The organism is Arenimonas metalli CF5-1 (assembly GCF_000747155.1).
Classification (GTDB): Bacteria; Pseudomonadota; Gammaproteobacteria; order Xanthomonadales; family Xanthomonadaceae; genus Arenimonas; species Arenimonas metalli.
In genome coordinates this window covers 47,932-72,544 of the sequence record NZ_AVCK01000011.1, presented here as the reverse complement: position 1 = coordinate 72,544, position 24,613 = coordinate 47,932, and the positions used below count along the sequence as shown (strand labels likewise).

20 protein-coding genes are annotated in these 24,613 nt (G+C 69.7%); 8 read left to right on the top strand and 12 right to left on the bottom strand.

What is annotated here, in order from left to right:
* Nucleotides 1-5 precede the first annotated feature (5 nt).
* A complete protein-coding gene (gene sucC / locus N787_RS03490) occupies nucleotides 6-1,166 on the bottom strand; it encodes an ADP-forming succinate--CoA ligase subunit beta (protein ID WP_034210838.1) in 1,161 nt (386 codons plus the stop codon).
* A gap of 144 nt (nucleotides 1,167-1,310) precedes the next feature.
* Here sucC and N787_RS03485 point away from each other — a divergent pair, with 144 nt between their 5' ends.
* The 7 genes from N787_RS03485 (at nucleotide 1,311) to coaE (ending at nucleotide 9,901) form a co-directional block, all read left to right on the top strand.
* Nucleotides 1,311-2,948 (top strand): sensor histidine kinase, encoded by a 1,638-nt coding sequence (locus N787_RS03485; RefSeq protein ID WP_052575092.1) that lies wholly within the window; start codon nucleotides 1,311-1,313, stop codon nucleotides 2,946-2,948.
* 51 nt (nucleotides 2,949-2,999) lie between these two features.
* Nucleotides 3,000-4,379: a sigma-54-dependent transcriptional regulator gene (locus tag N787_RS03480; protein ID WP_034210837.1), complete on the top strand. Its 1,380-nt coding sequence runs from the start codon at nucleotides 3,000-3,002 to the stop codon at nucleotides 4,377-4,379.
* 275 nt (nucleotides 4,380-4,654) lie between these two features.
* Nucleotides 4,655-5,098: a pilin gene (locus N787_RS03475; RefSeq protein WP_034210834.1), complete on the top strand. Its 444-nt coding sequence runs from the start codon at nucleotides 4,655-4,657 to the stop codon at nucleotides 5,096-5,098.
* A gap of 328 nt (nucleotides 5,099-5,426) precedes the next feature.
* Nucleotides 5,427-7,154, top strand: coding sequence for a type IV-A pilus assembly ATPase PilB (gene pilB, locus N787_RS03470; RefSeq protein WP_034210832.1), 1,728 nt, complete (start codon nucleotides 5,427-5,429; stop codon nucleotides 7,152-7,154).
* Between the two features lie 3 nt (nucleotides 7,155-7,157).
* Nucleotides 7,158-8,405, top strand: a complete 1,248-nt coding sequence (locus N787_RS03465) for a type II secretion system F family protein (RefSeq protein WP_034210830.1) — start codon at nucleotides 7,158-7,160, stop codon at nucleotides 8,403-8,405.
* Between the two features lie 4 nt (nucleotides 8,406-8,409).
* A complete protein-coding gene (locus N787_RS03460; protein ID WP_034210828.1) occupies nucleotides 8,410-9,276 on the top strand; it encodes a prepilin peptidase in 867 nt (288 codons plus the stop codon).
* Between the two features lie 4 nt (nucleotides 9,277-9,280).
* Nucleotides 9,281-9,901, top strand: a complete 621-nt coding sequence (gene coaE, locus N787_RS03455) for a dephospho-CoA kinase (RefSeq protein ID WP_034210826.1) — start codon at nucleotides 9,281-9,283, stop codon at nucleotides 9,899-9,901.
* Between the two features lie 48 nt (nucleotides 9,902-9,949).
* Here coaE and N787_RS03450 read toward each other — a convergent pair whose 3' ends face one another.
* From N787_RS03450 to N787_RS03440, 3 genes are all read right to left on the bottom strand, one after another.
* On the bottom strand, nucleotides 9,950-10,906 hold the full coding sequence (locus tag N787_RS03450) for a Nudix family hydrolase (RefSeq protein ID WP_034210824.1): 957 nt from the start codon (nucleotides 10,904-10,906) through the stop codon (nucleotides 9,950-9,952).
* A gap of 9 nt (nucleotides 10,907-10,915) precedes the next feature.
* On the bottom strand, nucleotides 10,916-13,660 hold the full coding sequence (gene secA / locus N787_RS03445; protein ID WP_034210822.1) for a preprotein translocase subunit SecA: 2,745 nt from the start codon (nucleotides 13,658-13,660) through the stop codon (nucleotides 10,916-10,918).
* 131 nt (nucleotides 13,661-13,791) lie between these two features.
* Nucleotides 13,792-14,706 (bottom strand): M23 family metallopeptidase, encoded by a 915-nt coding sequence (locus N787_RS03440; RefSeq protein ID WP_034210821.1) that lies wholly within the window; start codon nucleotides 14,704-14,706, stop codon nucleotides 13,792-13,794.
* On the opposite strand from N787_RS03440, the gene N787_RS03435 reads away from it, so the two are divergent.
* The gene (locus N787_RS03435; protein ID WP_169742276.1) at nucleotides 14,690-15,196 is read left to right on the top strand and encodes a DciA family protein; all 507 of its coding nucleotides are present in this window, start codon (nucleotides 14,690-14,692) and stop codon (nucleotides 15,194-15,196) included. The two genes, N787_RS03440 and N787_RS03435, sit on opposite strands and share 17 nt — an antisense overlap.
* Nucleotides 15,197-15,293: 97 nt before the next feature.
* Here the strand turns inward: N787_RS03435 and lpxC are convergent, their stop codons facing one another.
* The 8 genes from lpxC to ftsW form a co-directional block, all read right to left on the bottom strand.
* Nucleotides 15,294-16,205: a UDP-3-O-acyl-N-acetylglucosamine deacetylase gene (gene lpxC, locus N787_RS03430; protein WP_034210819.1), complete on the bottom strand. Its 912-nt coding sequence runs from the start codon at nucleotides 16,203-16,205 to the stop codon at nucleotides 15,294-15,296.
* Between the two features lie 327 nt (nucleotides 16,206-16,532).
* Nucleotides 16,533-17,762, bottom strand: coding sequence for a cell division protein FtsZ (gene ftsZ / locus N787_RS03425; RefSeq protein WP_034210818.1), 1,230 nt, complete (start codon nucleotides 17,760-17,762; stop codon nucleotides 16,533-16,535).
* A 79-nt stretch (nucleotides 17,763-17,841) separates the two neighbouring features.
* The gene (gene ftsA / locus N787_RS03420; protein ID WP_034210816.1) at nucleotides 17,842-19,077 is read right to left on the bottom strand and encodes a cell division protein FtsA; all 1,236 of its coding nucleotides are present in this window, start codon (nucleotides 19,075-19,077) and stop codon (nucleotides 17,842-17,844) included.
* A complete protein-coding gene (locus N787_RS03415) occupies nucleotides 19,074-19,841 on the bottom strand; it encodes a cell division protein FtsQ/DivIB (RefSeq protein ID WP_052575090.1) in 768 nt (255 codons plus the stop codon). Before N787_RS03415 ends, ftsA begins: the two co-directional genes overlap by 4 nt.
* Nucleotides 19,838-20,800 (bottom strand): D-alanine--D-alanine ligase, encoded by a 963-nt coding sequence (locus tag N787_RS03410; RefSeq protein ID WP_034210814.1) that lies wholly within the window; start codon nucleotides 20,798-20,800, stop codon nucleotides 19,838-19,840. The genes N787_RS03415 and N787_RS03410 overlap by 4 nt, the downstream gene beginning before the upstream one ends.
* On the bottom strand, nucleotides 20,797-22,233 hold the full coding sequence (gene murC / locus N787_RS03405; RefSeq protein WP_425387841.1) for a UDP-N-acetylmuramate--L-alanine ligase: 1,437 nt from the start codon (nucleotides 22,231-22,233) through the stop codon (nucleotides 20,797-20,799). Before murC ends, N787_RS03410 begins: the two co-directional genes overlap by 4 nt.
* Nucleotides 22,230-23,306, bottom strand: coding sequence for an undecaprenyldiphospho-muramoylpentapeptide beta-N-acetylglucosaminyltransferase (gene murG / locus N787_RS03400; protein WP_034210812.1), 1,077 nt, complete (start codon nucleotides 23,304-23,306; stop codon nucleotides 22,230-22,232). Before murG ends, murC begins: the two co-directional genes overlap by 4 nt.
* Nucleotides 23,303-24,613 carry a putative lipid II flippase FtsW gene (ftsW, locus tag N787_RS03395; RefSeq protein ID WP_245593951.1) on the bottom strand — a complete coding sequence of 437 codons (1,311 nt, stop codon included), beginning with the start codon at nucleotides 24,611-24,613 and terminating at the stop codon, nucleotides 23,303-23,305. Before ftsW ends, murG begins: the two co-directional genes overlap by 4 nt.

Sequence of the window (24,613 nt, the reverse complement as noted above, 5' to 3'; positions counted from 1 at the left end):
TGTCCTCAGGCTGCAGCGGCGACGGCGAGCTTGGCGCCGTCGTTGATGTCGTTGGCGGCCTGGATGGCCAGGCCGGAGTTCTTGAGGATCTCCTTGCCCTTCTCGACGTTGGTGCCCTCGAGGCGCACGATCACCGGCACCTTGACGTCCACTTCCTTCACCGCGGCGATGATGCCCTCGGCGATCATGTCGCAGCGGACGATGCCGCCGAAGATGTTGACGAAGATGGCCTTGACCTTGTCCGAGGACAGGATGAGCTTGAAGGCCTCGGTGACGCGCTCCTTGGTGGCGCCGCCGCCGACGTCCAGGAAGTTCGCCGGCGAGCCGCCGTTGAGCGAGATCACGTCCATGGTGGCCATGGCCAGGCCGGCGCCGTTGACCATGCAGCCGATGTTGCCGTCCATGGTGACGTAGTTGAGGTCGTGCTGGCTGGCCAGCACCTCGGTCTCGTCTTCCTGGCGGATATCGCGCATGGCGGCCAGTTCCGGGTGGCGGAAGGTGGCGTTGTCGTCGGAGTTGATCTTGCCGTCGAGCACGGCGAGGTCGCCGTTGGTGAGGATGGCCAGCGGGTTGAGCTCGACCAGGGCCAGGTCCTTCTCGTTGAACAGCTTGTACAGGCCCAGCATGATCTTGCTCAGCTGGTTGACCTGCTTGGCGTTCAGGCCGAGGGCGAAGCCCATCTCGCGGCACTGGTAGGGCTGCAGGCCCTGCACGAAGTTGACGTTGAGGGTCTTGATCGCGTCCGGGTTCTCGGCGGCGACCTGTTCGATCTCCATGCCGCCTTCGGCCGAAGCGATGAAGGTGATCGAGCGCGTGCCGCGGTCGACCAGCACCGAGAGGTAGAGCTCCTTGGCGATGTCGGTGGCCTGGGTCACCAGCACCGTGTCGACCGGCAGGGCGATGCCCGCGGTCTGGTAGGTGGCCATCTTGGTGCCGAGCATGCCCTTGGCGTACTCGCGGACCTGGTCCAGGGTCTTGGCCAGCTTGACGCCGCCGGCCTTGCCGCGGCCGCCGGCGTGGATCTGGGCCTTGACCACCCAGAAGTCACCGCCAATGGCCTTGGCCGCATCCACGGCCTCTTCAGGGGTACGGGCGACGCGACCGGCCGGGACGGCGATGCCGTAGTCGGCGAACAGTTGCTTGGCCTGGTATTCGTGGAAGTTCATGCGGCTACCTGTGCTTGGGGAGGGCTCGCGAGCGAGGGGCGGTATTGTCGCCGACCCCTCCGGCAAAGGCAAAAGGCCCGACCCGCGGACCCCGGGACGCGCCCCGCGGGCCGGACCGGGCGGGTTCGCAGGCATAATCGGGCCATGGCGCCCCCCAACCACCGCACCGCCCACGCCGCCTCGCCGCAGCGGCGCGAACTCTATTTCTTCACGCTCTACCGGGTGCTCGAGGCGGCGCTGCTGGCCCTGGTGGCCTTCAGCCCGCTGGGCGAGCTGATGCTGGAGATCCGGCAGCCGGTGCTCCTGCAGGCGCTCGTAGTGGTTTACCTCGCGGCGGCGCTCGGCATGGTCTACGCCAGCTTCCGGAGCCAGATTCCGCCGCGGCGGCAGGCTGCGCTCGGCCTGGGCCTGGACCTGCTGGTGGCGGGCGGCGTGCTGGCCACCACCAGCGGCAGCCAGGGCGGCATCGCCCTGCTGATGCTGTTCAACGTGGGCGCCGGCGCCCTGATCCTGCCCCAACGCGCGGGCCTGGGCTTTGCCACCGCGGCCGCGCTGCTGGTGCTGGGCGACAGCCTGCTCAACCGCACCTTCGACCCGCTCAACGCCCGCCCGCTGGCCGAGTCGGTGATGTTCAGCGTGACCTACCTGGCCACGGCGGTGCTGTGCGAGCTGCTCAGCCGCCAGGTGTCCGAGTCCCAGGCCCTGGCCGAGAAGCGCGGTGAGGAGCTGGCCAACCAGGCCGAGATCAACGAGCTGGTGATCCGGCGCATGCGCACCGGCATCCTGGTGGTGGACGGCGAGCACCGGGTCAAGGTCTGCAACGAGGCGGCCTGGGGCCTGCTCGGCAAACCCTCGCCCGACCGCCAGCAGCTGGCCGACATCGCCATGGACCTGCACCGCGCCCTGCTGCTCTGGCGCCAGGGCCGGGGCGACATCCCGCGGGCCATGACCCTGGCCGAGGGCGCACCCGAGGTGCTGCCCCGCTTCGTGTCGCTGAGCCTGACCGACAACCTGTTCCTGATCTTCCTCGACGACAGCCGCATCTACTCCGACCGCGCCGAGGAGCTGACCCTGGCCACCCTGGGCCGGCTGTCCGCCAGCATCGCCCACGAGATCCGCAACCCGCTGGCCGCCATCAATTATTCGGTGCAGCTGCTGGAGGAAACCGCCGTGCTGCCCGAGGCGGACCGGCGGCTGCTGGAGATCATCCACACCCAGTGCCAGCGGATGAACGGCATCGTCCAGGACATCCTGGGCCTGGCCCGGCGCGAGCGATCCCAGCCCGAGACCCTGGACATCAGCCAGTTCGCCCGCCGCTTCGTGGACGAGTACCGGGCCAGCCACCCGCTGGAGACCGACATCCTGCAGGCCATCAGCCACCGAAGCACCCTGGCCATGGCCGATCCGCGCCACCTGCACCAGGTGCTGACGATCCTGGTGCAGAACGCGCTGACTTACGGCCGCATGCCGGGCGAGCCGGCGAAGGTGACCGTGTCGGTGCCTAGCGCGCCGCCGGGGGCACCGCCGGAGTTGAACGTGCTCGACCGCGGCCCGGGCATCCCCTCGGCGGTGGCCGAGCAGATCTTCACCCCGTTCTATACGACCAGCGAGCACGGCACGGGCCTGGGCCTGTACATCGCCAAGCAGCTTTGCGAGGCCAACCAGTGCACCCTGAGCTACCAGCCGGTGCCGGGCGGCGGCAGCTGCTTCCGCATCATCCTGCCGCCGGGCATGACCCTGATGCAGGACGACAGCCCCACGGGCCGGCTCAATCTGGCTTGAGACCCACGCCTTCAGCTAATGTGTAGGGGTTCCCGCCCCGACCGGTAAGTGATGACGACCCCCCGCAGCGCCCTCGTGGTCGATGATGAACGCGACATCCGGGAGCTGTTGGTCCTGACCCTGGGCCGGATGGGCCTGCGGGTGGACACGGCGGCCGACCTGTCGAGCGCACGCGCCCAGCTCGCCCAGGGCAGCTACGACCTGTGCCTGACCGACATGCGCCTGCCGGACGGCTCGGGCCAGGACCTGATCGAGCACATCGCCCAGCGCTATCCCGACACGCCGGTGGCCATGATCACCGCCTTCGGCAACGTCGAGGCCGCGGTGCAGGCACTCAAGGCCGGCGCGTTTGATTTCGTCACCAAGCCGGTGGACCTCTCGGTGCTGCGCCGGCTGGTGCAGCACGCGCTCGACCTCAACGAACAGCGCCGCAGCGCCACGCCCGCCAGCAACCGCCTGATCGGCGACTCGCCGCGCATGCAGCAGCTGCGGCAGACCATCGGCCGCGTGGCCCGCAGCCAGGCGCCGGTCTACATCAGCGGCGAATCCGGCGTGGGCAAGGAGCTGGTGGCGCGGCTGATCCACGAGCAGGGCTCGCGCGCCGCCGGCACCTTCGTGCCGGTGAACTGCGGCGCGATCCCGTCGGAGCTGATGGAAAGCGAACTGTTCGGCCACAAGAAGGGCAGCTTCACCGGCGCCCACGCCGACAAGGAAGGCCTGTTCCAGGCCGCGAACGGCGGCACCCTGTTCCTGGACGAAGTGGCCGAGCTGCCGCTGCACATGCAGGTGAAGCTGCTGCGCGTGATCCAGGAGAAGTGCGTGCGGCCCGTGGGCGCGCCGGCCGAGCTGCCGGTGGACGTGCGCATCCTCTCGGCCACGCACAAGAACCTCGCCAGGCTGGTGGAGGAGGGCAAGTTCCGCCAGGACCTCTACTACCGCATCAACGTGATCGAACTCGCCGTGCCGCCGCTGCGCCAGCGCCGCGAGGACATCCCCGTGATCTCGGCCGCCATCCTCAAGCGCCTCGCCGGCGAGCAGGCCGACGCCCTGCCCGCGCTGTCCGAGGAGGCCGAGGCGGCGCTGGCCGCCTACCCCTTCCCGGGCAACGTGCGCGAGCTGGAGAACGTCCTCGAGCGCGCCGTCGCGCTGTGCGAAGGCCAGCGCATCGAGGTCGCCGACCTTTATCTGCCGCAGGTGGACAGCCTGATCGGCCACGAAGCCGACGCCCCGCTGCGCACCATCGCGCCCCCCTCGCCCACCGCCTTCGGCCCGGACGGCACGCCGCTGCCGGATGCGATCGAGCAGATGGAGCGCGAGACGATCCAGAAGGCGCTGGAGGCGAACCGCTACAACAAGACCAAGACGGCGGCGGCGCTGGGCATCACGTTCCGGGCGCTGCGCTACAAGCTCAAGAAGCTCGGAATGGAGTGAGTGCGGCGCCGAGTGTGATGGCAGTCACACTATCCCGCTGTCACGAACTGACGCTCCGCGTCACTTTCTGACAAGTCGAAAAATACCTTGCGGCGTGTCCCAGAAACGGCTGGTCTTGCGTTGAACTCTGTGCCTATATTCCGGCCTGTGCCCGGCCAGAGGGGACTGGCACAGAAGATGCATCACCGTTACCGCACGTGCCTTGGCACGGCAAGCCACGGAAGGTTCCACCGTTCCAGCACGTGACAATCACAAACCACCCTAGGGGTTACACCATGAAGAACATCCAGAAAGGCTTCACCCTGATCGAGCTGATGATCGTGGTCGCGATCATCGCCATCCTGGCCGCCATCGCGCTGCCGGCGTATCAGGACTACATCGCCCGCTCGCAGGTCACCACCGGCCTGTCCGAGATCACCGGCGCGAAGACCGCGTACGAAGTCGGCGTGAACGAAGGCCAGCCGAACGGCTACTACATCGCGGCGAACATGGGCCTGGCCGGCGCCACCGCCCGCTGCGGCGCGCAGGGCGTTCTTGCGCCGAACCCGGACGGCTCGCAGAACGGTGCTCTCACCTGCACCCTGATCGGCAACCCGCGCGTCAACGGCGCCATCGTCAACCTGAACCGTCTGGCTGATGGCAACTGGACCTGCACCGTGACCAACCGTCCGGGCACCTGGAAGGCCGCGTACCTGCCGGGCGGCTGCACCGCTCCGTAACGTAGGCACCACGATCCCCCGCGGCTTGCCGCGGGGGATGCAAAAGAAGAACCCCGGCTTCGGCCGGGGTTTTTTTTGGCGCCGACCCGGCCCGACGGCCGCGCCCCGGCCAATGCGCGCACCCCCTCGCCGCCGGGCGTGTCCGCGGGCGGGCCATCTTTCCGTTGCTCAGGCAGCCCTCCCATTCCCGGCCCCGCCCCATGCCCCGGAACCCGCCGCCACCCGCCGCCGCCTCCCGGCCCTTCACGCGAACAATGTCCCGCAAGAGGCTGGCCAGCGGCCGGTTTTCGGGTACAGTTGGGCGACTAGCGCGTCTCTGGGGAGCAGAGTGAACGCCAACGCGACCGCCAACCTGGTGGGTATCACCGGCATTGCCCGGCGCCTCGTGCTGGACGGCGTCCTGGGCGAGGCCGACGCGCGCAAGGCCCTGGACGAGGCCAGCAAGCAGAAGCGGCCCATCCACCTCTACCTGCTCGAGAAGAAGCTGGTCACCAGCGCCCACATCGCCGGGGCCAATGCCGTCGAGTTCGGCATGCCGCTGTTCGACAGCGCCGCGCTCGACCTCAACCAGGCCGCCACCAAGCTCGTCAGCGAAGAGCTGATCACCAAGCACCAGGCGCTGCCGCTGTTCAAGCGCGGCAACCGCCTGTTCGTGGGCATCGCCGACCCCACCAACACCCGGGCGCTGGACGAGATCAAGTTCGCCGCCAACCTCACCGTCGAGCCCATCCTGGTCGACGAGGACAAGCTCCGCCGCAGCATCGAGCAGGCGCTGACCGCCTCCGACAGCATGGGCGACAGCATGGGCGACGACGAGGGGCTGGAGAACCTCGAGTCCACCGGCGGCGACGATGACGGCAACGACGGCATCGCCGATGCCAAGGGCGGCGACGACACCCCGGTGGTCCGCTTCGTCAACAAGGTGCTGCTCGACGCCATCAAGCGCGGTGCCTCGGACATCCATTTCGAACCCTACGAAACCGAGTTCCGCGTCCGCCTGCGCATGGACGGCATCCTGCGCGGCGTGGCCAAGGCCCCGGTGAAGCTGCACCCGCGCATCACCGCGCGCCTGAAGGTCATGGCCCAGCTCGACATCGCCGAGCGCCGCCTGCCGCAGGACGGCCGCATCAAGCTCAACATCTCCAAGACCAAGCAGATGGACTTCCGCGTGTCCACCTGCCCCACGCTGTTCGGCGAGAAGGTGGTGCTCCGCCTGCTCGACGGCAGCGCGGCCAAGCTGGGCATCGACAAGCTCGGCTACGAGGAAGACCAGAAGCAGCTCTACCTCGACGCGCTGGCCAAGCCCTACGGCATGATCCTGGTCACCGGCCCCACCGGCTCGGGCAAGACGGTGTCGCTGTACACCGGCCTGAACATCCTCAACACCGAGGAGCGCAACATCTCCACCGCCGAGGACCCGGTCGAAATCCGCGTCCCGGGCATCAACCAGGTGCAGATGAACGTCAAGAAGGGCATGACCTTCGCCGCGGCCCTGCGCAGCTTCCTGCGCCAGGACCCCGACGTGATCATGGTCGGCGAGATCCGCGACCTCGAGACCGCGGAGATCGCGGTCAAGGCGGCCCAGACGGGCCACCTGGTGCTGTCCACCCTGCACACCAACGATGCCCCGCAGACCGTCTCGCGCCTGATGAACATGGGCATCGCGCCCTACAACATCACCTCGTCGGTCACCATCATCATCGCCCAGCGCCTGGCGCGCCGGCTGCACGATGCCTGCAAGAAGCCCATCCACCTGCCGGAGAACGCCCTGCTGGCCGAGGGCTTCACGCACGAGGACATCAAGGCCGGCGTCACCCTGTTCGAGCCCGGTGGCTGCGAGGACTGCAATGAAGGCTACAAGGGCCGCGTCGGCATCTACCAGGTGATGCCGATGGCCGAGAACATCCAGTCCATCATCCTCGAGGGCGGCAATGCCCTGCAGATCGCCCAGGCCGCTCAGGAAGCCGGCGTCCGCGACCTGCGGCAGTCCGCCCTCTTCAAGGCCCGGCAGGGAGTCACCAGCCTGGCCGAAATCAACCGCGTCACGAAGGACTAAGCCATGGCGACGACCGCTGCCAAAACCCCCGCCCAGCGCACCAACGCGATGGAGCAGTTCATCTGGGAGGGCACCGACAAGCGCGGTGTCAAGATGAAGGGCGAGACCACGTCCAAGAACGCCAACCTGCTGAAGGCGGAGCTGCGCAAGCAGGGCATCAACCCCACGGTGGTGCGCACCAAGTCCAAGCCGCTGTTCGGCAATGCCGGCAAGGCCATCACGCCGCAGGAGATCTCGGTCTTCAGCCGCCAGATCGCCACCATGCTGCAGGCCGGCGTGCCGATGGTGCAGAGCTTCGAAATCCTGGCCGGTGGCCAGAAGAACCAGCGCATGCGCGACATGCTGCTCGACATCCGCGACTCCATCGCCGGCGGCAGCTCGCTCAGCGAGGCCATGGCGCGCCACCCGGTGCAGTTCGACTCGCTGTACCGAAACCTCACCCGCGCCGGCGAAGGCGCCGGCGTGCTCGATACCGTCCTGGACACGGTCGCCACCTACAAGGAGCGCACCGAGGCCCTGAAGGGCAAGATCAAGAAGGCGCTGTTCTACCCCGCGGCCGTGATCGCGGTGGCGATCCTGGTCAGCGCCATCCTGCTGATCTACGTGGTGCCGCAGTTCGAGGACGTGTTCAAGGGCTTCGGCGCCGACCTGCCCGCCTTCACCCAGATGATCGTCAACGCCTCGCGCTTCCTCACGGCCTGGTGGTGGGCAGTGCTTGCCATCGTGGCGGGCTCGGTGTTCGGCTTCCTGTTCATCTACAAGCGCTCGGCGACGCTGGAGCGCAACGTCGACCGCCTGATGCTGAAGCTGCCGGTGATCGGCATGATCCTGCACCAGTCGGCCATCGCCCGCTTCGCCCGCACCCTGGCCCTGACCTTCAAGGCCGGCGTGCCGCTGGTGGAGGCGCTGGAAACGGTCGGCGGCGCCACCGGCTCGATCGTCTACAACGAGGCCGTCAAGCGCATCCGCGACGACGTGTCCGTGGGCTACCAGCTCAACGTCGCCATGAAGCAGGTCAACATCTTCCCGCACATGGTGGTGCAGATGACCGCCATCGGTGAAGAGGCCGGCGCGCTCGACACCATGCTGCTCAAGGTCGCCGAGTTCTACGAGCAGGAAGTGAACAACTCCGTGGATGCGCTCGCCAGCCTGATCGAGCCCTTCATCATGGTGGTGATCGGCGTGCTGGTCGGCGGCATGGTCATTGGCATGTACCTGCCGATCTTCAAGCTGGCCGCGACCGTCGGCTGACCCGATGCTCGATTTGATCCAGGCCACGCCGGGCCTCGCGCTCGGCCTCGCCCTCGTCTTCGGGCTGCTGGTGGGCAGCTTCCTCAACGTCGTCATCCTGCGGCTGCCGCCCTGGCTGGAATGGGAATGGCGCAAGACCAGCCGCGAGATGCTGGAGCTGCCCGAGCCCTACGAGCCCGCCCCGCCCGGCATCGTCGTCCAGCGCTCCGCCTGCCCGAAATGCGGCCACAAGCTGGCGCCCTGGGAAAACATCCCGGTGCTGAGCTGGCTGGCGCTGCGGGGCCGCTGCCGCGGCTGCGGCGGCGCGATTTCGATCCAGTACCCGGTGGTCGAGCTGGTCACGGGCCTGCTGTTCGCTGCCTGCGTCTGGCGCTTTGGCGCCACGCCCGAGGCGCTCGCCGCGATGGTGTTCACCGGCTTCCTCGTGGCCCTGGCCGGCATCGACCTGCGCACCACCCTGCTGCCGGACCAGCTCACGCTGAGCCTGCTGTGGATCGGCCTCGGCCTGTCCACGGTCACCCTGTTCACCTCGCCCAGCCAGGCCATCTTCGGCGCCATGGCCGGCTACCTGAGCCTCTGGACGGTGTACAAGCTGTTCAAGTGGCTGACCGGCAAGGAGGGCATGGGCTACGGCGACTTCAAGCTGCTGGCGGCCCTGGGCGCCTGGTGCGGCGCCACCGCCATCCTGCCGATCGTGCTGATCTCGTCGCTGATCGGCGCGGTGGTCGGCACGCTCTGGATCACCTGGCGCGGCGCCGACCGGGCCACGCCGATCCCGTTCGGCCCCTACCTCGCGGCGGCCGGCTGGGTACAGCTGCTCTGGGGCGCCCAGCTCATCCAGGCCTATCGCGATATTTCGGGCCTGAACTGAGCCCATGGCCGCGACCCTGGTCGCCGTGACCGGTGGCGTGGCGTCCGGCAAGTCCGAGGCCACGCGCGCCTTCGAGGCCCTGGGCGTGGCCGTGGTGGATGCCGACATCGCCGCCCGGGAAGTCGTGGCGGTCGGCCAGCCGGCGCTGAAGGAGATCGCGGCACGCTTCGGCGCCGACAGCCTGCTGCCCGACGGCCAGCTCGACCGCGCCGCGATGCGGCGCCGGGTGTTTTCCGACCCCGCCGCCAAGCGCGACCTCGAGGCCCTGCTGCACCCCCGTATCCGCACGTGGCTCAAGGCCGCCTGCGCCGCCGCGCCCGGCGCCTATGCCGTGGTGGCCATTCCCTTGCTGGCCGAAGGCGGGGGCCGCGACAGCTACCCGTGGCTGGACCGCATCCTGGTGGTGGACGTGCCCCGCGCGGTCCAGCAGGCCCGGCTGATGCAGCGCGACCAACTCGAGGCGGCGCTGGCCGGCCGCATGGTGGCGGCCCAGGCCAGCCGCGAACAGCGCCTGGCGATCGCGGACGACGTGATCGTGAACGACGGCCCGGTCGATGACCTGGTGGCGGCGGTGGCGAAGCTGCATCCGCGCTATTTGGACCTGGCGGAAAAGCTTCGGGCCTGAAGGCCCTACTACAGCGGCTCGTGTAGGAGGGCCTTCAGGCCCGAAGCCTTACTTGGGCCAAAGCCCGCGGACCCCCGCCACGCCCTGCCCGCCGTGCCGGCGCGCCACGGCCACGTCGGCGGGCTTCATGCCGCCCAGGGCGTAAATCGGCAGCGAGACGCCTTCGCGCAGCGCGGCGAACTTCTCCCAGCCCATGGGCGCCACACCGGGATGGGACTCGGTGGCGCGCACGGGCCCCAGCACCACGAAATCGAGGCCGAGGCGCTCGGCCTGCGCCAGCTCGTCTGCATCGTGGCAGGACGCCGCCACCGGCTGGCCCTCGGCCAGCACCGGACGCGCGGACAGGGCCATCAGCTGGGCCGAACGCAGGTGCAGGCCCAGCCCGAGATCCGCGGCGAGCCCGGGCTCGCCGTTGAGCAGCAGCTGGGCGCCCTTGGCGCGGCAGCGGATCTGGGCGTCGCGGGCCAGAATGGCGAGGTCGGCCGCAGCCATCGCCCGCGCCCGCAACTGGATGCGGCGCGCGCCGGCCGCCAGGGCCTTGTCCAACTTCGACAGGAAGCCGGGGCGATCGGTGGGCTCGGGGGTGATGAGGTAGCGATCGGCGGCGGTCAGCGCGGCCACCACCGGGCGGTCCGCGGGCGGCATCGGATAGCTGGCCAGCTTCTCCGCAGGCGCCCAGGCCAGGGCCTGGCGCTCCAGGCCGCGGGCGGTGCCCTCGAACTGGTCGACCTCGTAGACGTCGAGCACGATGCGCTTGCCGGGATAGGCCTGCGGCACCGACACCAGCGGCCGCGCCGGGCCGATGCGGATGCCCAGCTCTTCCCGGAGCTCGCGATCGAGCGCCTGCAGCGCCGTTTCGCCGGGCTCGACCTTGCCGCCGGGGAACTCCCAGGCACCGGCCAGGTCGCGGCCCGCGGTGCGGCGGGCCAGCAGGATCCGGCCGCGGGCGTCCCGGAGGACGGCCGCGACCACGTGCACCGGGGGTTTAGGTCGGTCGCCGGGCATGCGCCGGGGTCACTCCAGGCGCCCGTGGCACTGCTTGTACTTCTTGCCGCTGCCGCAGGGGCAGGGATCGTTGCGGCCCACCTTGGGCTCGTCGCGCAGGGTCGGGGTGGCCAGCACGCCTTCGCCGCGGGCGGCCAGGGCCTGCGCCTGCGCGGCTTCCTCGTCCGCGCCGTAGCCGCCGGTCTCGGGATGCTGGAACTGCATCTGCTGCGACTTGGCGGCCAGGCGCTGGCGCTCGGCGGCTTCCATGGCCGCGACCTCCTCCTCGTTGCGGACCCGCACGCGGGCCAGCAGAGACACCACTTCCAGCTTCACCTTGGCCAGCATGTCGCCGAACAGCTCGAAGCTCTCGCGCTTGTACTCCTGCTTGGGCTGCTTCTGCGCGAAGCCGCGCAGGTGGATGCCCTGGCGCAGGTAATCCATGCGGGCCAGGTGCTCCTTCCAGTTCTGGTCGAGCACGTTGAGCATCAGGTGCTTCTCTAGGCTGCGCATCATCTCGGGGCCCAGCTGGGCCTGCTTGGCCTCGAACAGGCGGGTGGCCGCCTGCTGGGCCAGGTCGAGGATGCGCTCGTCGTCGATCTCGGACTCGGCGGCGGCCGGGCCCTGCAGGTCGACCTCGAGGCCGAACTCGTCGGACAGCGCGCGCTCGAGGCCCGGCAGGTCCCACTGCTCGTCGATCGATTCGGCCGGCACGTGGCGGCGCACGATCTCGGTGACCACGTCCTCGCGGATCGAGACGATGGCGTCTTCCACCGAGTCGGACTCGAGCAGCTCGTTGCGCTGCTGGTAGATCACCTTGCGCTGGTCGTTGGCGACGTCGTCGAAGTCGAGCAGGTTCTTGCGGATGTCGAAGTTGTGGGCCTCGACCTTGCGCTGGGCGTTCTGGATCTGCTTGGTCACCAGGCCCGACTCGATGACGTCGTTCTCCTTCATGCCCATGCCGCGCATGGCGCGCTGCACCCAGTCGGCGGCGAAGATGCGCATCAGGTTGTCTTCGAGCGACAGGTAGAAGCGGGACGAGCCCGGGTCGCCCTGGCGGCCGGCGCGGCCGCGCAGCTGGTTGTCAATGCGGCGGCTCTCGTGGCGCTCGGTGCCGATGATGTGCAGGCCACCGAGGGCCTTCACTTCGTCGTGGCGCTTCTGCCACTCGGCCTTGGCGCGGGCCTTGTCGGCCTCGCTGGCCTCTTCGCCCAGCTTGTGCAGCTCGGACTCGAGCGAACCGCCGAGCACGATGTCGGTGCCGCGGCCGGCCATGTTGGTGGCGATGGTGACGGCCTTGGGCTTGCCGGCGTCGGCGACGATCTGCGCCTCGCGCTCGTGCTGCTTGGCGTTGAGCACCTCGTGCGGGATGCCGGACTTCTTGAGCTGGTTCGACAGCAGCTCGGAGGTCTCGATGGACGTGGTGCCGACCAGCACCGGCTGGCCGCGGCCGTAGCAGTCCTTGATGTCCTCGATGACGGCGTCGTACTTCGCCGGGCGCGCCAGGTAGACGAGGTCGGCGTGGTCCTTGCGCACCATCGGGCGGTGGGTCGGGATCACCACCACTTCCAGGCCGTAGATGGTCTGGAACTCGTAGGCCTCGGTGTCGGCCGTGCCGGTCATGCCGGCCAGCTTGCCGTACATGCGGAAGTAGTTCTGGAAGGTGATCGAGGCCAGCGTCTGGTTCTCGCGCTGGATCGGCACGCCTTCCTTGGCCTCGATGGCCTGGTGCAGGCCGTCGGACCAGCGGCGGCCGGCCAGCGTGCGGCCTGTGAATTCATCGACGATGATGACCTCGCCGTCGCGGACGATGTAGTCCACGTCGCGCTGGAACAGCGCATGCGCGCGCAGCGCGGCGTTGAGGTGGTGCACCACCGCCAGGTTGTTGCCCGAGTACAGCGTGTCGTCCTCGCCGATGATGCCGGCATTGCGCAGCAGTTCCTCGGCGCGGACCATGCCCTGCTCGGAGAGGTGGGCCTGCTTGCCCTTCTCGTCGACGAAGTAGTCGCCCTCGCCGTCTTCCTTCTCCTGGCGCACCAGGTGCGGGACGATGCGGTTGGTCTTGACGTACAGCTCCGGGGAATCGTCGGCCGGGCCGGAGATGATCAGCGGGGTGCGGGCCTCGTCGATCAGGATCGAGTCGACCTCGTCGACGATGGCGAAGAACTGGCCTCGCTGGAAGCGGTCGTCCTTGGACAGCGCCATGTTGTCGCGCAGGTAGTCGAAGCCGTATTCGTTGTTGGTGCCGTAGGTGATGTCGGCGGCGTAGGCGCCCTTCTTGTCCGAATGCGGCATGCCCGGGTACACGACGCCCACGGTCAGGCCGAGGAAGTTGTAGAGCCTGCCCATCCAGGCCGAGTCGCGCTTGGCCAGGTAGTCGTTGACGGTGACCACGTGCACGCCCTTGCCGGCCAGCGCATTGAGGTACACCGCCAGGGTGGCGACCAGGGTCTTGCCTTCGCCGGTGCGCATTTCGGCGATGCGGCCGGAATGCAGCACCATGCCGCCGATCAGCTGCACGTCGTAGTGGCGCAGGCCGAGGGCGCGGCGCGAGGCCTCGCGGCAGACGGCGAAGGCTTCGACCAGCAGGGAGTCGAGGCTGGCGCCGTTGGCGACCCGCTCGCGGAATTCCTCGGTCTTGCGCTTGAGGGCGGCGTCGTTGAGACGCTCCAGCTCGGGCTCCAGGGCGTTGATCGCGGCGACGTTCTTCTGGAACTGGCGCAGCAGTCGATCGTTGCGGCTGCCGAAGATGCGGGTGAGCAAGCTGTTGAGCATGGGGAAAACCGGTAAGGGAAAGGACCGCGCGGGGCGCGAAACGAAACGGCCGCGGCAGCCCTCGGGGGGCGTCGCGGCCGTCTAGTCTAACTTGGGGACGGGGTCGGGACTATCAAGCCCGCCCGCGACGCTCAGCCGCGGACCCGGTCCAGGTACTGGCGCGGGTTGACCTGGCGACCGTCGAGCTTGATCTCGAAGTGCAGGTGCGAACCGGTGGAGCGGCCGGTGGAGCCGACCTTGCCGATCAGCTGGCCGGCGCGCACCACGTCGCCGGACTTCACCAGGTTCGCGGCGTTGTGCGCGTACAGGGTCTTGAAGCCGTTGCCGTGGTCGATCTCGATGGTGTTGCCGTAGCCGTTGCGCCAGCCGGAGTAGCTGACCACGCCGTCGGCGGCGGAGGTGATCGGGTCGCCGCCGTTGGCATCGATGTCGATGCCCATGTGGTGGGCGCGGCCGCGGCCGAAGGGATCGTTGCGGCTGCCGTAGCCCGAGACGATGTAGCCGGGGGCCGGCATGCCGGACGGCGTGCGCTTGGCGTCGACGTCCTGGTCGAACAGCAGGGCCTCGAGCACGTCGAGCTGGCGGCCGGAATGGTCGAACTGCGACTGCAGCTGGTCGAGGCTGGCGAGCAGGTCGCCGGCGGCGATGTCGCCGGCGGTCTCGCCGCCGCCCTGGCCGGGCAGTTCGCCGAAGTTGAATTCGCCGTCCTTGAGCTTGCCGACGCGGGTCAGGCGGTCGCCGAGGGCGTTGAGGCGGTTGGCCTGGGCCTGGAGTTCACCGACGCGGGCGGCGATGGCGTTGACCTCGCGCTGGGCCTCTTCGCGGGCCTGGGCGAGCTCGAGCGCCTGGGCGTCGAGCTGGGACTGCATGCGGGCGATTTCCTGGAGGGCCGCGCCGTTGGCGCCGCGGGCCAGGTAGCCCAGCCCGAAGGCGGTGGCCAGCACGAGCGCGATGGCGCCCAGTGCGATGCCCGCGACCTTCGGTTGGTCGAACGCCAGTTTTTTTGGCGCCCGGAGGAATTTTGCTGCGATGATGACATTCATCATGTCTGAACCACCTAAAACCCGTGTCCGCGGCGCCGCGTCGTCGCCTGCCCTTCCCCCGCTCGCGCTCGAGGCGCTGGCTGGTTCCGGGCTGGCCAACGTGGTCGAGCGCGCCAAATGGTTGGCCACGCTGGATCCATTGCTGCGCCAGAGTCTCCCCGCCACCTTGGCCGGCCAATGCAAGCTGGCCAACGTGGATGACAAGCACTTGGTATTCCTGGTGAGCGCGCCGGTCTGGAAGGCCAAGCTGCGGCTGCATGCCGACGCCCTGCTGGACGCGGCGGCCGCGGCTGGCCTCAGGGGCCGGTCGCTCGTGGTGAAAGTGTCTGCTCCGGTGTTGCCCGTCCCCACGGGGACCGGTACCGCCCGTCCACTCTCCGAGGCAGTCCGCGATTCACTGCGGGCCACCGCCCAATCGGTTTCGGATCCGGAACTGCGGGCACAGCTTCTGCGGCTGGCCTCGTCGTCCCGGTCAGGCACCGACGGGGCATGATGCCCCGGCCTCGGGGTCGAGTCGTTAACCAGACGTTAAATGGGGGTCAAACTTTGTGACCCCTGTCTCATTCCGCTACCGCGGGATGACAGCCGCCTTACACCGCCTGGGCGGGGTGGGCGTAGGAGATCGGCGCCAGGGCCGGATCTTCGAAGGTGACCTCTTCCCAGGCCGAGGTGTCGGCCAGGAGGGTGCGGAGCAGCTGGTTGTTGAGCGCGTGGCCGGACTTGTAGCCGTAGAAGGCGCCGATCAGGCTGTGGCCCAGCAGGTAGAGGTCGCCGATGGCGTCGAGGATCTTGTGCTTCACGAACTCGTCCTCGTAGCGCAGGCCGTCCTCGTTGAGCACGCGGTAGTCGTCCAGGACGATGGCGTTGTCCATCGAGCCGCCCAGCGCCAGGTTGCGCTCGCGCAGGAACTCGATGTCCTTCATGAAGCCGAAGGTACGGGCCCGGCTCACTTCCTTGACGAAGGAGGTGGTCGAGAAGTCGATCTCGGTGCTGGAGGTCGACTTGTTGAAGATGGGGTGCTGGAAATCGATGGTGAAGCCGACCTTGAAGCCCTCGAACGGCTCGAAGCGGGCCCACTTGTCGCCGTCCTCGACCTTGATCGGCTTGAGGATGCGGATGAAGCGCTTGGCCTTGGCCTGCTCCTCGATGCCCGCGGACTGCAGCAGGAACACGAAGGGACCGGCGGAGCCGTCCATGATCGGCACTTCGGCCGTGGACAGGTCCACGTAGGCGTTGTCGATGCCCAGGCCGGCCATGGCCGACAGCAGGTGCTCGATCGTCATGACGCGGGTGTTGCCCTCGACCAGCGCGGTGCAGAGGCTGGTGTCGCCGACCTTTTCCGCCTTGGCGTGGATCTCGACCGGCGATTCGAAGTCAACGCGCCGGAAAACGATGCCCGTATCGGGCGCAGCCGGGCGCAAGGTCATGTAGACCTTTTCGCCGCTGTGCAGGCCGACGCCGGTGGCGCGGATGACGTTCTTGAGGGTTCTTTGTCTGATCATTTTTGTGGCGTTCTCCGGGAGGAGCGCGCAAAACCGCTCGAACCATAGCACAGGGCGCAATGAACGAAAACCTAACATTATTCCCAGCGTCCCATTTCAGCAACAAATGTGGGCTGGTTCACACTTTTGGACCCATCCCTGCCCTCATCGGCCGGAAAAGGACCCGCCGGCAGGGCCGGCGGGCCAAGGTTTCCTGACCCCCTGGGGACAGCAGGCCTAACCCCGCAAGCGGGACCAGACCCTGACCGGACGCGGCCTTCCTGGCCGGCCGGCTGCGAACCGCACCGCCACGCCTGGTCGGGCGCGGGCGGCCGGCCGCCTTTCGACTCAGTCGGCCTGGCGACGCAGGAAGGCCGGGATGTCCAGGTAGCTGTGGTCGGTCGGGAAGTCCGACAGCGCGCTGGTCGCGGCCGACGCCGGCTCGGCCGAGCGGCTGGCGCGCAGGCCCATGTGGCCGTGGGCCTGCGGCGGGGCCGCGGTCACGTTGGCCATCGCGTCGTAGTCGACCTGGCCGGTGCTGGCGTTGCGCACCAGCTTGACCGGGGCGCGGTAGACCTCCTTCTCCGGGGCGCGCGGGGCGGCCTGGCGCACGACGCCGCGGTTGAGGCCGGTGGCCACCACGGTGACGCGCACTTCGTCCTGCATGTCCGGGTCCAGCGAGGTGCCGATGACGACGGTGGCGTCCTCGGAGGCGAAGTCCTCGATGGTGCGGCCGATCTCGTCGAACTCGGCCATGGTGAAGTCCGGGCCGGCGGTGATGTTGACCAGCACGCCGTTGGCGCCGGACAGGTTCACCTCGTCGAGCAGCGGGTTGGAGATCGCGGCCTCGGCGGCGGCCTGGGCGCGGTCGTCGCCGCGGGCCACGCCGGTGCCCATCATCGCCAGGCCCATTTCGGACATGACGGTGCGGACGTCGGCGAAGTCGACGTTGATCAGGCCCGGGCTGACGATCAGGTCGGCGATGCCCTTCACGGCGCCCAGCAGCACGTCGTTGGCGGCGCGGAAGGCCTGCACCATGGTGGCCTGGCGGCCGAGCACGGTGATCAGCTTTTCGTTCGGGATGGTGATGAGCGAGTCGCAGTGGTGGCTCAGCTCCTCGATGCCCTTGAGCGCCACCTGCATGCGGCGGCGGCCCTCGAACGGGAACGGCTTGGTGATGACCGCGACGGTCAGGATGCCCAGCTCCTTGGCCAGCTGCGCCACGACCGGGGCGGCGCCCGTGCCGGTGCCGCCGCCCATGCCGGCGGTGATGAACACCATGTCGGCGCCTTCCAGCGCCTCGACGATGCGCTCGCGGTCCTCGAGCGCGGCCTGGCGGCCGACCTCGGGGTTGGCGCCGGCGCCCAGGCCCTTGGTGACGTTGCCGCCGAGCTGCAGCTGCAGCTTGGCGCCGCACTGCTTGATCGCCTGCGCGTCGGTGTTGGCGGTGATGAACTCCACGCCCTCCACGCCCGCGTTGACCATGTGCGCCACGGCGTTGCCACCGCCGCCGCCGACGCCGATGACCTTGATTACCGCATTGGGTGCCAACTTCTCGATCAGTTCAAAATGTGCCATGTCCGCGTCCTCCGTGATTCGAATCCAGGGGTTTGTGTTTTCTTGTTCGTTGCGTTTGCCGCTACCTCAATGACGACGTTCAGAACTCACCGCGATACCAGTTCTTGAACTTCGTCCAAACCGTGCCCGCCTTGCCCGCCGACAGCGTCGGGCGGCGCGGGTGTTCCAGCAGGCTGCCCCACAGCAGCAGGCCGACGCCGGTGGCGTGCACCGGGTTGCCCACCACTTCGCCCAGGCCGGAGACGTGCTGGGGAATCCCCACCCGCACCGGCATGTGCAGCATTTCTTCCGCGAGTTCGACCACGCCTTCCATGCGGGAGGCGCCGCCGGTGAGCACCAGGCCGGCGCGCACCAGCTCCTCGAAGCCGGAGCGGCGCAGTTCGGCCTGCACCATCTCGAAGATTTCCTCGTAGCGGTTCTGCACCGCCTCGGCCAGCGCCTGCCGGGCCAGGCGACGCGGCGGGCGGTCGCCCACGCTCGGCACCTGGATCGATTCCTCGGCGGTGGCCAGCTGGGCCAGCGCGCAGGCGTAGCGCACCTTGATCTGCTCGGCCTCGGGCGTGGGCGTGCGCAGCAGGTGGGCGATGTCGTTGGTGACCTGGTCGCCGGCGATCGGCAGCGAGGCGGAATGACGAATCGCGCCCTGCACGAACACCGCGATGTCGGTGGTGCCGGCGCCGATGTCCACCAGCACCACGCCCAGCTCCTTCTCGTCGGTGGTCAGCACCGCGGTGCTGGAGGCCAGCGAGCTCAGGATCAGGTCGTCCACCTGCAGGCCGCAGCGCTGCACGCACTTCATGACGTTGCTGGCGGCCGACTGGGCGCCGGTGACCAGGTGCGCGCGCACTTCCAGGCGCACGCCGCTCATGCCCACCGGGTTGCGGATGCCTTCCTGCGAGTTGTCGACGATGTATTCCTGCGCGATGGCGTGCAGGATCTTCTGGTCGGCCGGCACGGCGACGGCCTTGGCGGCCTCGAGCACGCGGTCGAGGTCGGCATAGGTCACTTCGCCGCCGGCCACCGGCACGATGCCCGGCGAGTTGCGGCACTGGGTGTGGCTGCCGGTGATCGAGGCGTAGACGGAGCGGATTTCGCAGCCGGCCATCAGCTCGGCCTCTTCCACCGCGCGCTGGATCGACTGCACGGTGGACTCGATGTCCACCACCACGCCGCGCTTCATGCCGCGCGACTCGTGCGAGCCGATGCCGATCACCTCGATCTCGTGGCCGGGCGAGTATTCACCCACCAGGGCGGTGACCTTGGAGGTGCCGATGTCGAGGCCGACGATCAGCGACTTGTCGCCTTTGCGGTTCATGCGTTTCCTTCCTGCGTGCCGGCGGGGGCGTCGCCGGGCGTCGCCTCCGTGTCGTTCGGGGTGGCCGGCGGCGGATCGCCCCAGACCAAGGTGAAGCCGTTGGTGTAGCGGAGGTCGGCGCGCACGAGCACGCGCGGGTCGTTGTCGCGCAGCTTCGGCAGCAGGCGCGCGAAGCGGGCCAGGCGCGCCTGCGGGTCGCCGCGGCCGGCTTCGACCGCGGTGCCGTCGTCGAGCTCCAGGCTCCAGCTGCCGCGCGCGCTGAGCTGCACCGATTCGACCTTGGCGCCGACGGTGAGGAACAGCGGGCGGGCCAGGCTGTGGAAGGACATCAGCTCGCTGGCGCGGCCTTCGGGGCCCTCGAACAGCGGCAGGCCGGCGCCGGCACCCTCGGGCGCCGCGAACAGCTTGCCTTCCTCGGACAGCAGGCGGCCGTCGGGCCAGCGCGCCACCGGCGTGTGTTCGGTCAGGCTCACTTCCAGCCTGTCCGGCCAGCGCTTGCGCACCTCCACCCGCTCCACCCAGGGCAGGCCGGCGACGGCGTCGCGCACCTGGTCCAGGTCCACCGCGAAGAAGCCGCGCTGCACCAGCGGCAGCACCGCCTCGCGCACCGCCGCCTCGTCCACCTGGGCGAACTCACCGGTCACCGCCAGCTTGCGCATCGGCCAGCGCTCGCCGGCGATCCAGCCGTTGAGCACGGCGACCACCGGCAGCGCCACGAGGGCGATGGCCAGGGTCCAGGCGATGACGCGCAGCAGGGCGTTCACGGCGTCGCGTCCCCCGGCGGCAGGCTGGTCTCGAGCACGCGCCAGCACAGTTCCTCGAAGCCGATGCCGACCTGGCCGGCGGCCTTGGGCACCAGCGAGTGGCTGGTCATGCCCGGCGCGGTGTTCACTTCGAGCAGGTAGTTGTTCCCGGCGGCGTCGCGCATCACGTCGACGCGGCCCCAGCCGGTGCAGCCGGCGGCGCGGAATGCCGACAACGCGAGCGAACGGATCGCGGCTTCGGCCTCGCCGTCCAGGCCCGGGCACAGGTACTGGGTGTCCTCGGCCACGTACTTGGCGTGGTAGTCGTAGTACTCGCCGGCCGGCACGATGCGGATGCTCGGCAGGGCCACGTCGCCGAGGATGCCGACCGTGTACTCGCCGCCGACGATCATCTGCTCCATCAGCAGTTCGCCCGGGTAGCGCGCGGCCAGGTCGACCGCGGCGGCCAGGCCGGCCTCGTCGAACACGCGCGAGACGCCGACGCTCGAGCCTTCGCAGGACGGCTTGACGATCACCGGCAGGCCCAGCGCGCGGGCGGCCTCGACCACATCGGCGCCCGGCGCCAGGCGCGCGTAGCGCGGCGTCGGCAGGCCCAGCGACAGCCAGACCTGCTTGGTGCGGATCTTGTCCATGCCCAGCGCCGAACCCAGCACGCCCGAGCCGGTGTAGGGCACGCGCAGCGCCTCGAGCAGGCCCTGCAGGGTGCCGTCTTCACCGCCGCCCTTGTTGCCGTGCAGGATGTTGAACACGCGGTCGAAGCGCTTGGCCAGCAGCGCCTCGAGCAGGGCCGGGATGCCGTCCACCGGCTGCGCGTCGACGCCGCGGGCGCGCAGCGCCTCGAGCACGTTGCGGCCGGATTCGAGCGACACCTCGCGCTCGGCGCTGGTGCCGCCCATCAGCACGGCGACGCGGCCGAAGGCCTTGGGATCGTTCACGCGCGGGGCGGGGATCGGCGTCATGCCTTGGTTTCTCCATTCAAACCATGCAGGGCCAGGTCGGCGGCGACGTGGCCGATGTCGCCCGCGCCCATCACCAGCAGCAGGTCGCCGTCGTGCAGCACGTCGGCGAGCACACCCGGCAGCTCGCGCGCGGCGCCGGCCAGCACCGGGTCGATGCGGCCGCGGGCGCGGATCGCGCGCGCCAGCGCCTTGGCATCGGCGCCGGCGATCGGCGGCTCGCCCGCCGGGTACACGTCGGTGAGCAGCACCGCGTCGGCGCTGGACAGCACCGCGGCGAAATCGTCGAACAGGTCGCGGGTGCGGCTGTAGCGGTGCGGCTGGAAGGCCACCACCAGGCGGCGCTGCGGCCAACCGCCGCGCGCGGCGGCGAACACCGCTTCCAGTTCCTTGGGATGGTGGCCGTAGTCGTCCACCAGCAGCGCCTTGCCACGGCCGAAGTCGAGCTCGCCCTTGAGGTTGAAGCGGCGGCCGATGCCCTGGAACTTCTCCAGCGCCGCCGCGATCGCAGCGGGCTCGACGCCCAGCTGCCAGCCGATGGCAGCCGCGGCCAGCGCATTGAGCACGTTGTGGCGGCCCGGCAGGTTCAGCGTCACGGCCTGCGGCGCGCTCTCCGGCAGGTGCAGGGTGAAGCGCATGCAGGCGCCGTCCTGGCGCACGTCGCGGGCGAACACGTCGGCCGGCTGGTCGATGCCGTAGCTGACCAGGTGGCGCGGCGTCTCCGCGGCCAGCGCGGCCACTTCGGCGTCGTCCACGCACAGCACGGCCAGGCCGTAGAACGGCAGGCGGTGCAGGAATTCGTTGAAGGCCGCCTTGACGCGCTCGAAGTCGCCGCCGTAGTTCTCGAGGTGGTCGGCGTCGATGTTGGTGACCACGGCCACCAGCGGGTTCAGGCGCAGGAAGCTGCCGTCGCTCTCGTCGGCCTCGGCCACCAGCCACTGGCCGCCGCCGAGGCGGGCATTGGCGCCGGCCGACAGCAGCTGGCCGCCGATCACGAAGGTCGGATCGAGGCCGCCTTCGCTGAGCACGCTGGCGACCAGCGAGGTGGTGGTGGTCTTGCCGTGGGTGCCGGCGATCGCGATGCCGCGCTTGAAGCGCATCAGCTCGGCCAGCATCTCCGCGCGCGGCACCACCGGGATGCGCTCGGCGCGGGCGGCGACCAGCTCCGGGTTGTCGGCGCGGATCGCGCTCGACACCACCACCACGTCGGCGCCGGCGATGTTGCCGGCGGCGTGGCCGCGGTGGATCGCGGCGCCCAGCGCCAGCAGGCGGCGGGTGGCGGCCGAATCGTTCTGGTCCGAGCCCGAGACCTGGTAGCCCAGCGTCACCAGCACTTCGGCGATGCCGCTCATGCCGACGCCACCGATGCCGATGAAGTGCACGCGCGGGAAGGCGCGGGCCAGGTCGCCGGATTCCTGCAGGCGGCGACGGATCATGCGCGGGCCTCCTGCAGCACGAGGTCGGCGACGCGCTCGGCGGCGTCGGGACGGGCGGCGGCGCGCGCAGCCTGCGCCATCGCCAGCCGCGCAGGCGCGTCGGCGAGCAGCGTGGACAGCGCGTCGAGCAGGCGTGCGTCGAAGCCCTCGCCTTCCGGCAGCAGGCGCGCGGCGCCGCGCTCGACCAGGAATTCGGCGTTGCGGGTCTGGTGGTCGTCCACCGCCTTCGGGAACGGCACCAGCAGCGAGCCCACGCCGGCGGCGCAGAGCTCGGCCACCGTCAGCGCACCGGCGCGGCAGACGACCAGGTCGGCCCAGGCATAGGCCTCGGCCATGTCGGCGATGAACGGCTCGACGCTGGCGGCGACGCCGGCCTGCGCGTACACCTGGCGCGAGGCCTCGGCGTGGCGCTCGCCGCACTGGTGGCGCACCGTCGGCCGCTGTTCGGCCGGAAGCTTCGCAAGCAGGGCCGGCAGCGCTTTGTTCAGCGCGTAGGCGCCCTGGCTGCCGCCGAGCACCAGCAGGCGCACCGGACCGCTGCGGCCGGCGAATCGCTCGGCCGGCGCCGGCACCGCGGCGATCGCGGGACGCACCGGGTTGCCGACGTCGACGGTGTCGCGGCCCGGGAAGCTGCCCGGGAAGCCGCACAGCACGCGGCGCGCCACGCGCGCCAGCACGCGGTTGGTCAGGCCGGGGGCGCGGTTCTGTTCATGCACCAGCAGCGGGCGGCGCAGCAGCCAGGCGCACAGGCCACCCGGGCCGGCCGCGTAGCCGCCGAAGCTGACCACGGCGCGCGGCTTGGCGCGCCGAAGCACGGAAAGCGCCTGCAAGCAGGCGCGCGCCAGCACGAACGGCGCCTTGAGCAGGGTCATCGCGCCCTTGCCGCGCAGGCCACCGATGGCGATGGTTTCCAGCGCCACGCCGGCCTGCGGCACGAGCCGCGTTTCCATGCCGCCCGCGGCGCCAAGCCAGAGCACCGGCACGTCGCGCGCGCGCAGCGCCTGCGCCACGGCCAGGCCCGGGAAGATGTGGCCGCCGGTACCGCCGGCCAGGATCAGCACGGGGCCGCTCATGCGACGGCTCCGAACTTCGGTTCGATGCGGTGTCGCGAGCCGCGCGGACCCACGGCCGGCGCCAGCGCGGCGGGCGACTGCGGCGGCAGCGCGGCATCCGGCGCCGGCTCGCCCGGCTCGGGCAGGCCGTCGCCGCTGCGCAGGCGCGCCACCTGGCGCTCGGCGCGGTCGAGCTCGTAGCTCACGCGCAGCAGCAGGCCGATGGCCATGCAGGTGGTCAGCACGCTCGAGCCGCCGGACGAGATCAGCGGCAGGGTCAGGCCCTTGGTCGGCAGCAGGCCCAGGTTCACGCCGATCGAGACGAAGGACTGCAGGCTCACCCACAGCCCGACGCCGAAGGCGCAGAAGCCGGCGAAGTGGCGGCGCATGTTCACCGCGCGGAAGCCGATGTCGAAGGCGCGCCAGGTGAAGGCCGCGAACAGCGCGATGATGCCGAACGAGCCGACGAAGCCCAGCTCCTCCGCGGTCACCGAGAAGATGAAGTCTGTGTGCGCCTCGGGCAGGTAGAAGAGCTTCTGCACGCTGCCGCCCAGGCCGACGCCGAACCACTCGCCGCGGCCGATCGCGATCAGCGCCTGCGTCAGCTGGAAGCCGTCGTTGAACGGATCCGCCCACGGATCGCGGAACGAGGTCAGGCGACGCACGCGGTAAGGCTCGGCGATCGCGACCAGGGCCAGCAGCGGCAGCGCCACCAGCGCCGGGATCACCAGGTTGCGGATGCGCGCGCCGCCCAGCCAGACCATGCCGCCGGTGATCGCCAGCATCAGCGCGGCCGAACCGAAGTCCGGCTGCAGCAGGAGCAGCATGACGATCACGCTGGCCATGGCCAGCGGCTTGATCAGCGCCATCCACTGCTGGGCGATCTCGTCGCGGTAGCGCACCAGGTAGCTGGCGAGCCAGATGATGAACATCAGCTTCACCGCCTCGACCGCCTGGAACTTCGAGACGCCGAGGTTGAGCCAGCGCTGGGCGCCGTTGACCGTGTGGCCGATGCCGGGCAGGAAAACCATCAGCAGCAGCACGAAGCACAGCGCCAGCAGCAGGTGGCTGTACTTCTCGACCAGCTTGAGCTCGACCCGCATCAGCGCCCAGGCCAGGCCGCCGCCGATGCCCAGGAAGACCACGTGGCGCACCAGGAAGTGGAACGGGCCGACGTCGAGCCCTTCCGCGATCGCGATCGAGCTCGAGGCCACCATCACCACGCCGAGGCCGACCAGGGCCAGCGTCAACAGCAGCAGCACCGGGTCGTAGCGCCCGGTGATGGCGTCGAGGCGGGTGGCCTGGTGGCTGCGGTCGGTTTGCATCAT

Bases quoted from the DNA above. Each gene is read 5' to 3' on its own strand.
- sucC (WP_034210838.1), bottom strand. From the start codon at position 1,166: ATGAACTTCCACGAATACCAGGCCAAGCAACTGTTCGCCGACTACGGC.
- N787_RS03485 (WP_052575092.1), top strand. From the start codon at position 1,311: ATGGCGCCCCCCAACCACCGCACCGCCCACGCCGCCTCGCCGCAGCGG.
- N787_RS03480 (WP_034210837.1), top strand. From the start codon at position 3,000: ATGACGACCCCCCGCAGCGCCCTCGTGGTCGATGATGAACGCGACATC.
- N787_RS03475 (WP_034210834.1), top strand. From the start codon at position 4,655: ATGAAGAACATCCAGAAAGGCTTCACCCTGATCGAGCTGATGATCGTG.
- N787_RS03465 (WP_034210830.1), top strand. From the start codon at position 7,158: ATGGCGACGACCGCTGCCAAAACCCCCGCCCAGCGCACCAACGCGATG.
- N787_RS03460 (WP_034210828.1), top strand. From the start codon at position 8,410: ATGCTCGATTTGATCCAGGCCACGCCGGGCCTCGCGCTCGGCCTCGCC.
- coaE (WP_034210826.1), top strand. From the start codon at position 9,281: ATGGCCGCGACCCTGGTCGCCGTGACCGGTGGCGTGGCGTCCGGCAAG.
- N787_RS03450 (WP_034210824.1), bottom strand. From the start codon at position 10,906: ATGCCCGGCGACCGACCTAAACCCCCGGTGCACGTGGTCGCGGCCGTC.
- secA (WP_034210822.1), bottom strand. From the start codon at position 13,660: ATGCTCAACAGCTTGCTCACCCGCATCTTCGGCAGCCGCAACGATCGA.
- N787_RS03435 (WP_169742276.1), top strand. From the start codon at position 14,690: ATGATGACATTCATCATGTCTGAACCACCTAAAACCCGTGTCCGCGGC.
- N787_RS03440 (WP_034210821.1), bottom strand. From the start codon at position 14,706: ATGATGAATGTCATCATCGCAGCAAAATTCCTCCGGGCGCCAAAAAAA.
- lpxC (WP_034210819.1), bottom strand. From the start codon at position 16,205: ATGATCAGACAAAGAACCCTCAAGAACGTCATCCGCGCCACCGGCGTC.
- ftsZ (WP_034210818.1), bottom strand. From the start codon at position 17,762: ATGGCACATTTTGAACTGATCGAGAAGTTGGCACCCAATGCGGTAATC.
- ftsA (WP_034210816.1), bottom strand. From the start codon at position 19,077: ATGAACCGCAAAGGCGACAAGTCGCTGATCGTCGGCCTCGACATCGGC.
- N787_RS03410 (WP_034210814.1), bottom strand. From the start codon at position 20,800: ATGACGCCGATCCCCGCCCCGCGCGTGAACGATCCCAAGGCCTTCGGC.
- murC (WP_425387841.1), bottom strand. From the start codon at position 22,233: ATGATCCGTCGCCGCCTGCAGGAATCCGGCGACCTGGCCCGCGCCTTC.
- murG (WP_034210812.1), bottom strand. From the start codon at position 23,306: ATGAGCGGCCCCGTGCTGATCCTGGCCGGCGGTACCGGCGGCCACATC.
- ftsW (WP_245593951.1), bottom strand. From the start codon at position 24,613: ATGATGCAAACCGACCGCAGCCACCAGGCCACCCGCCTCGACGCCATC.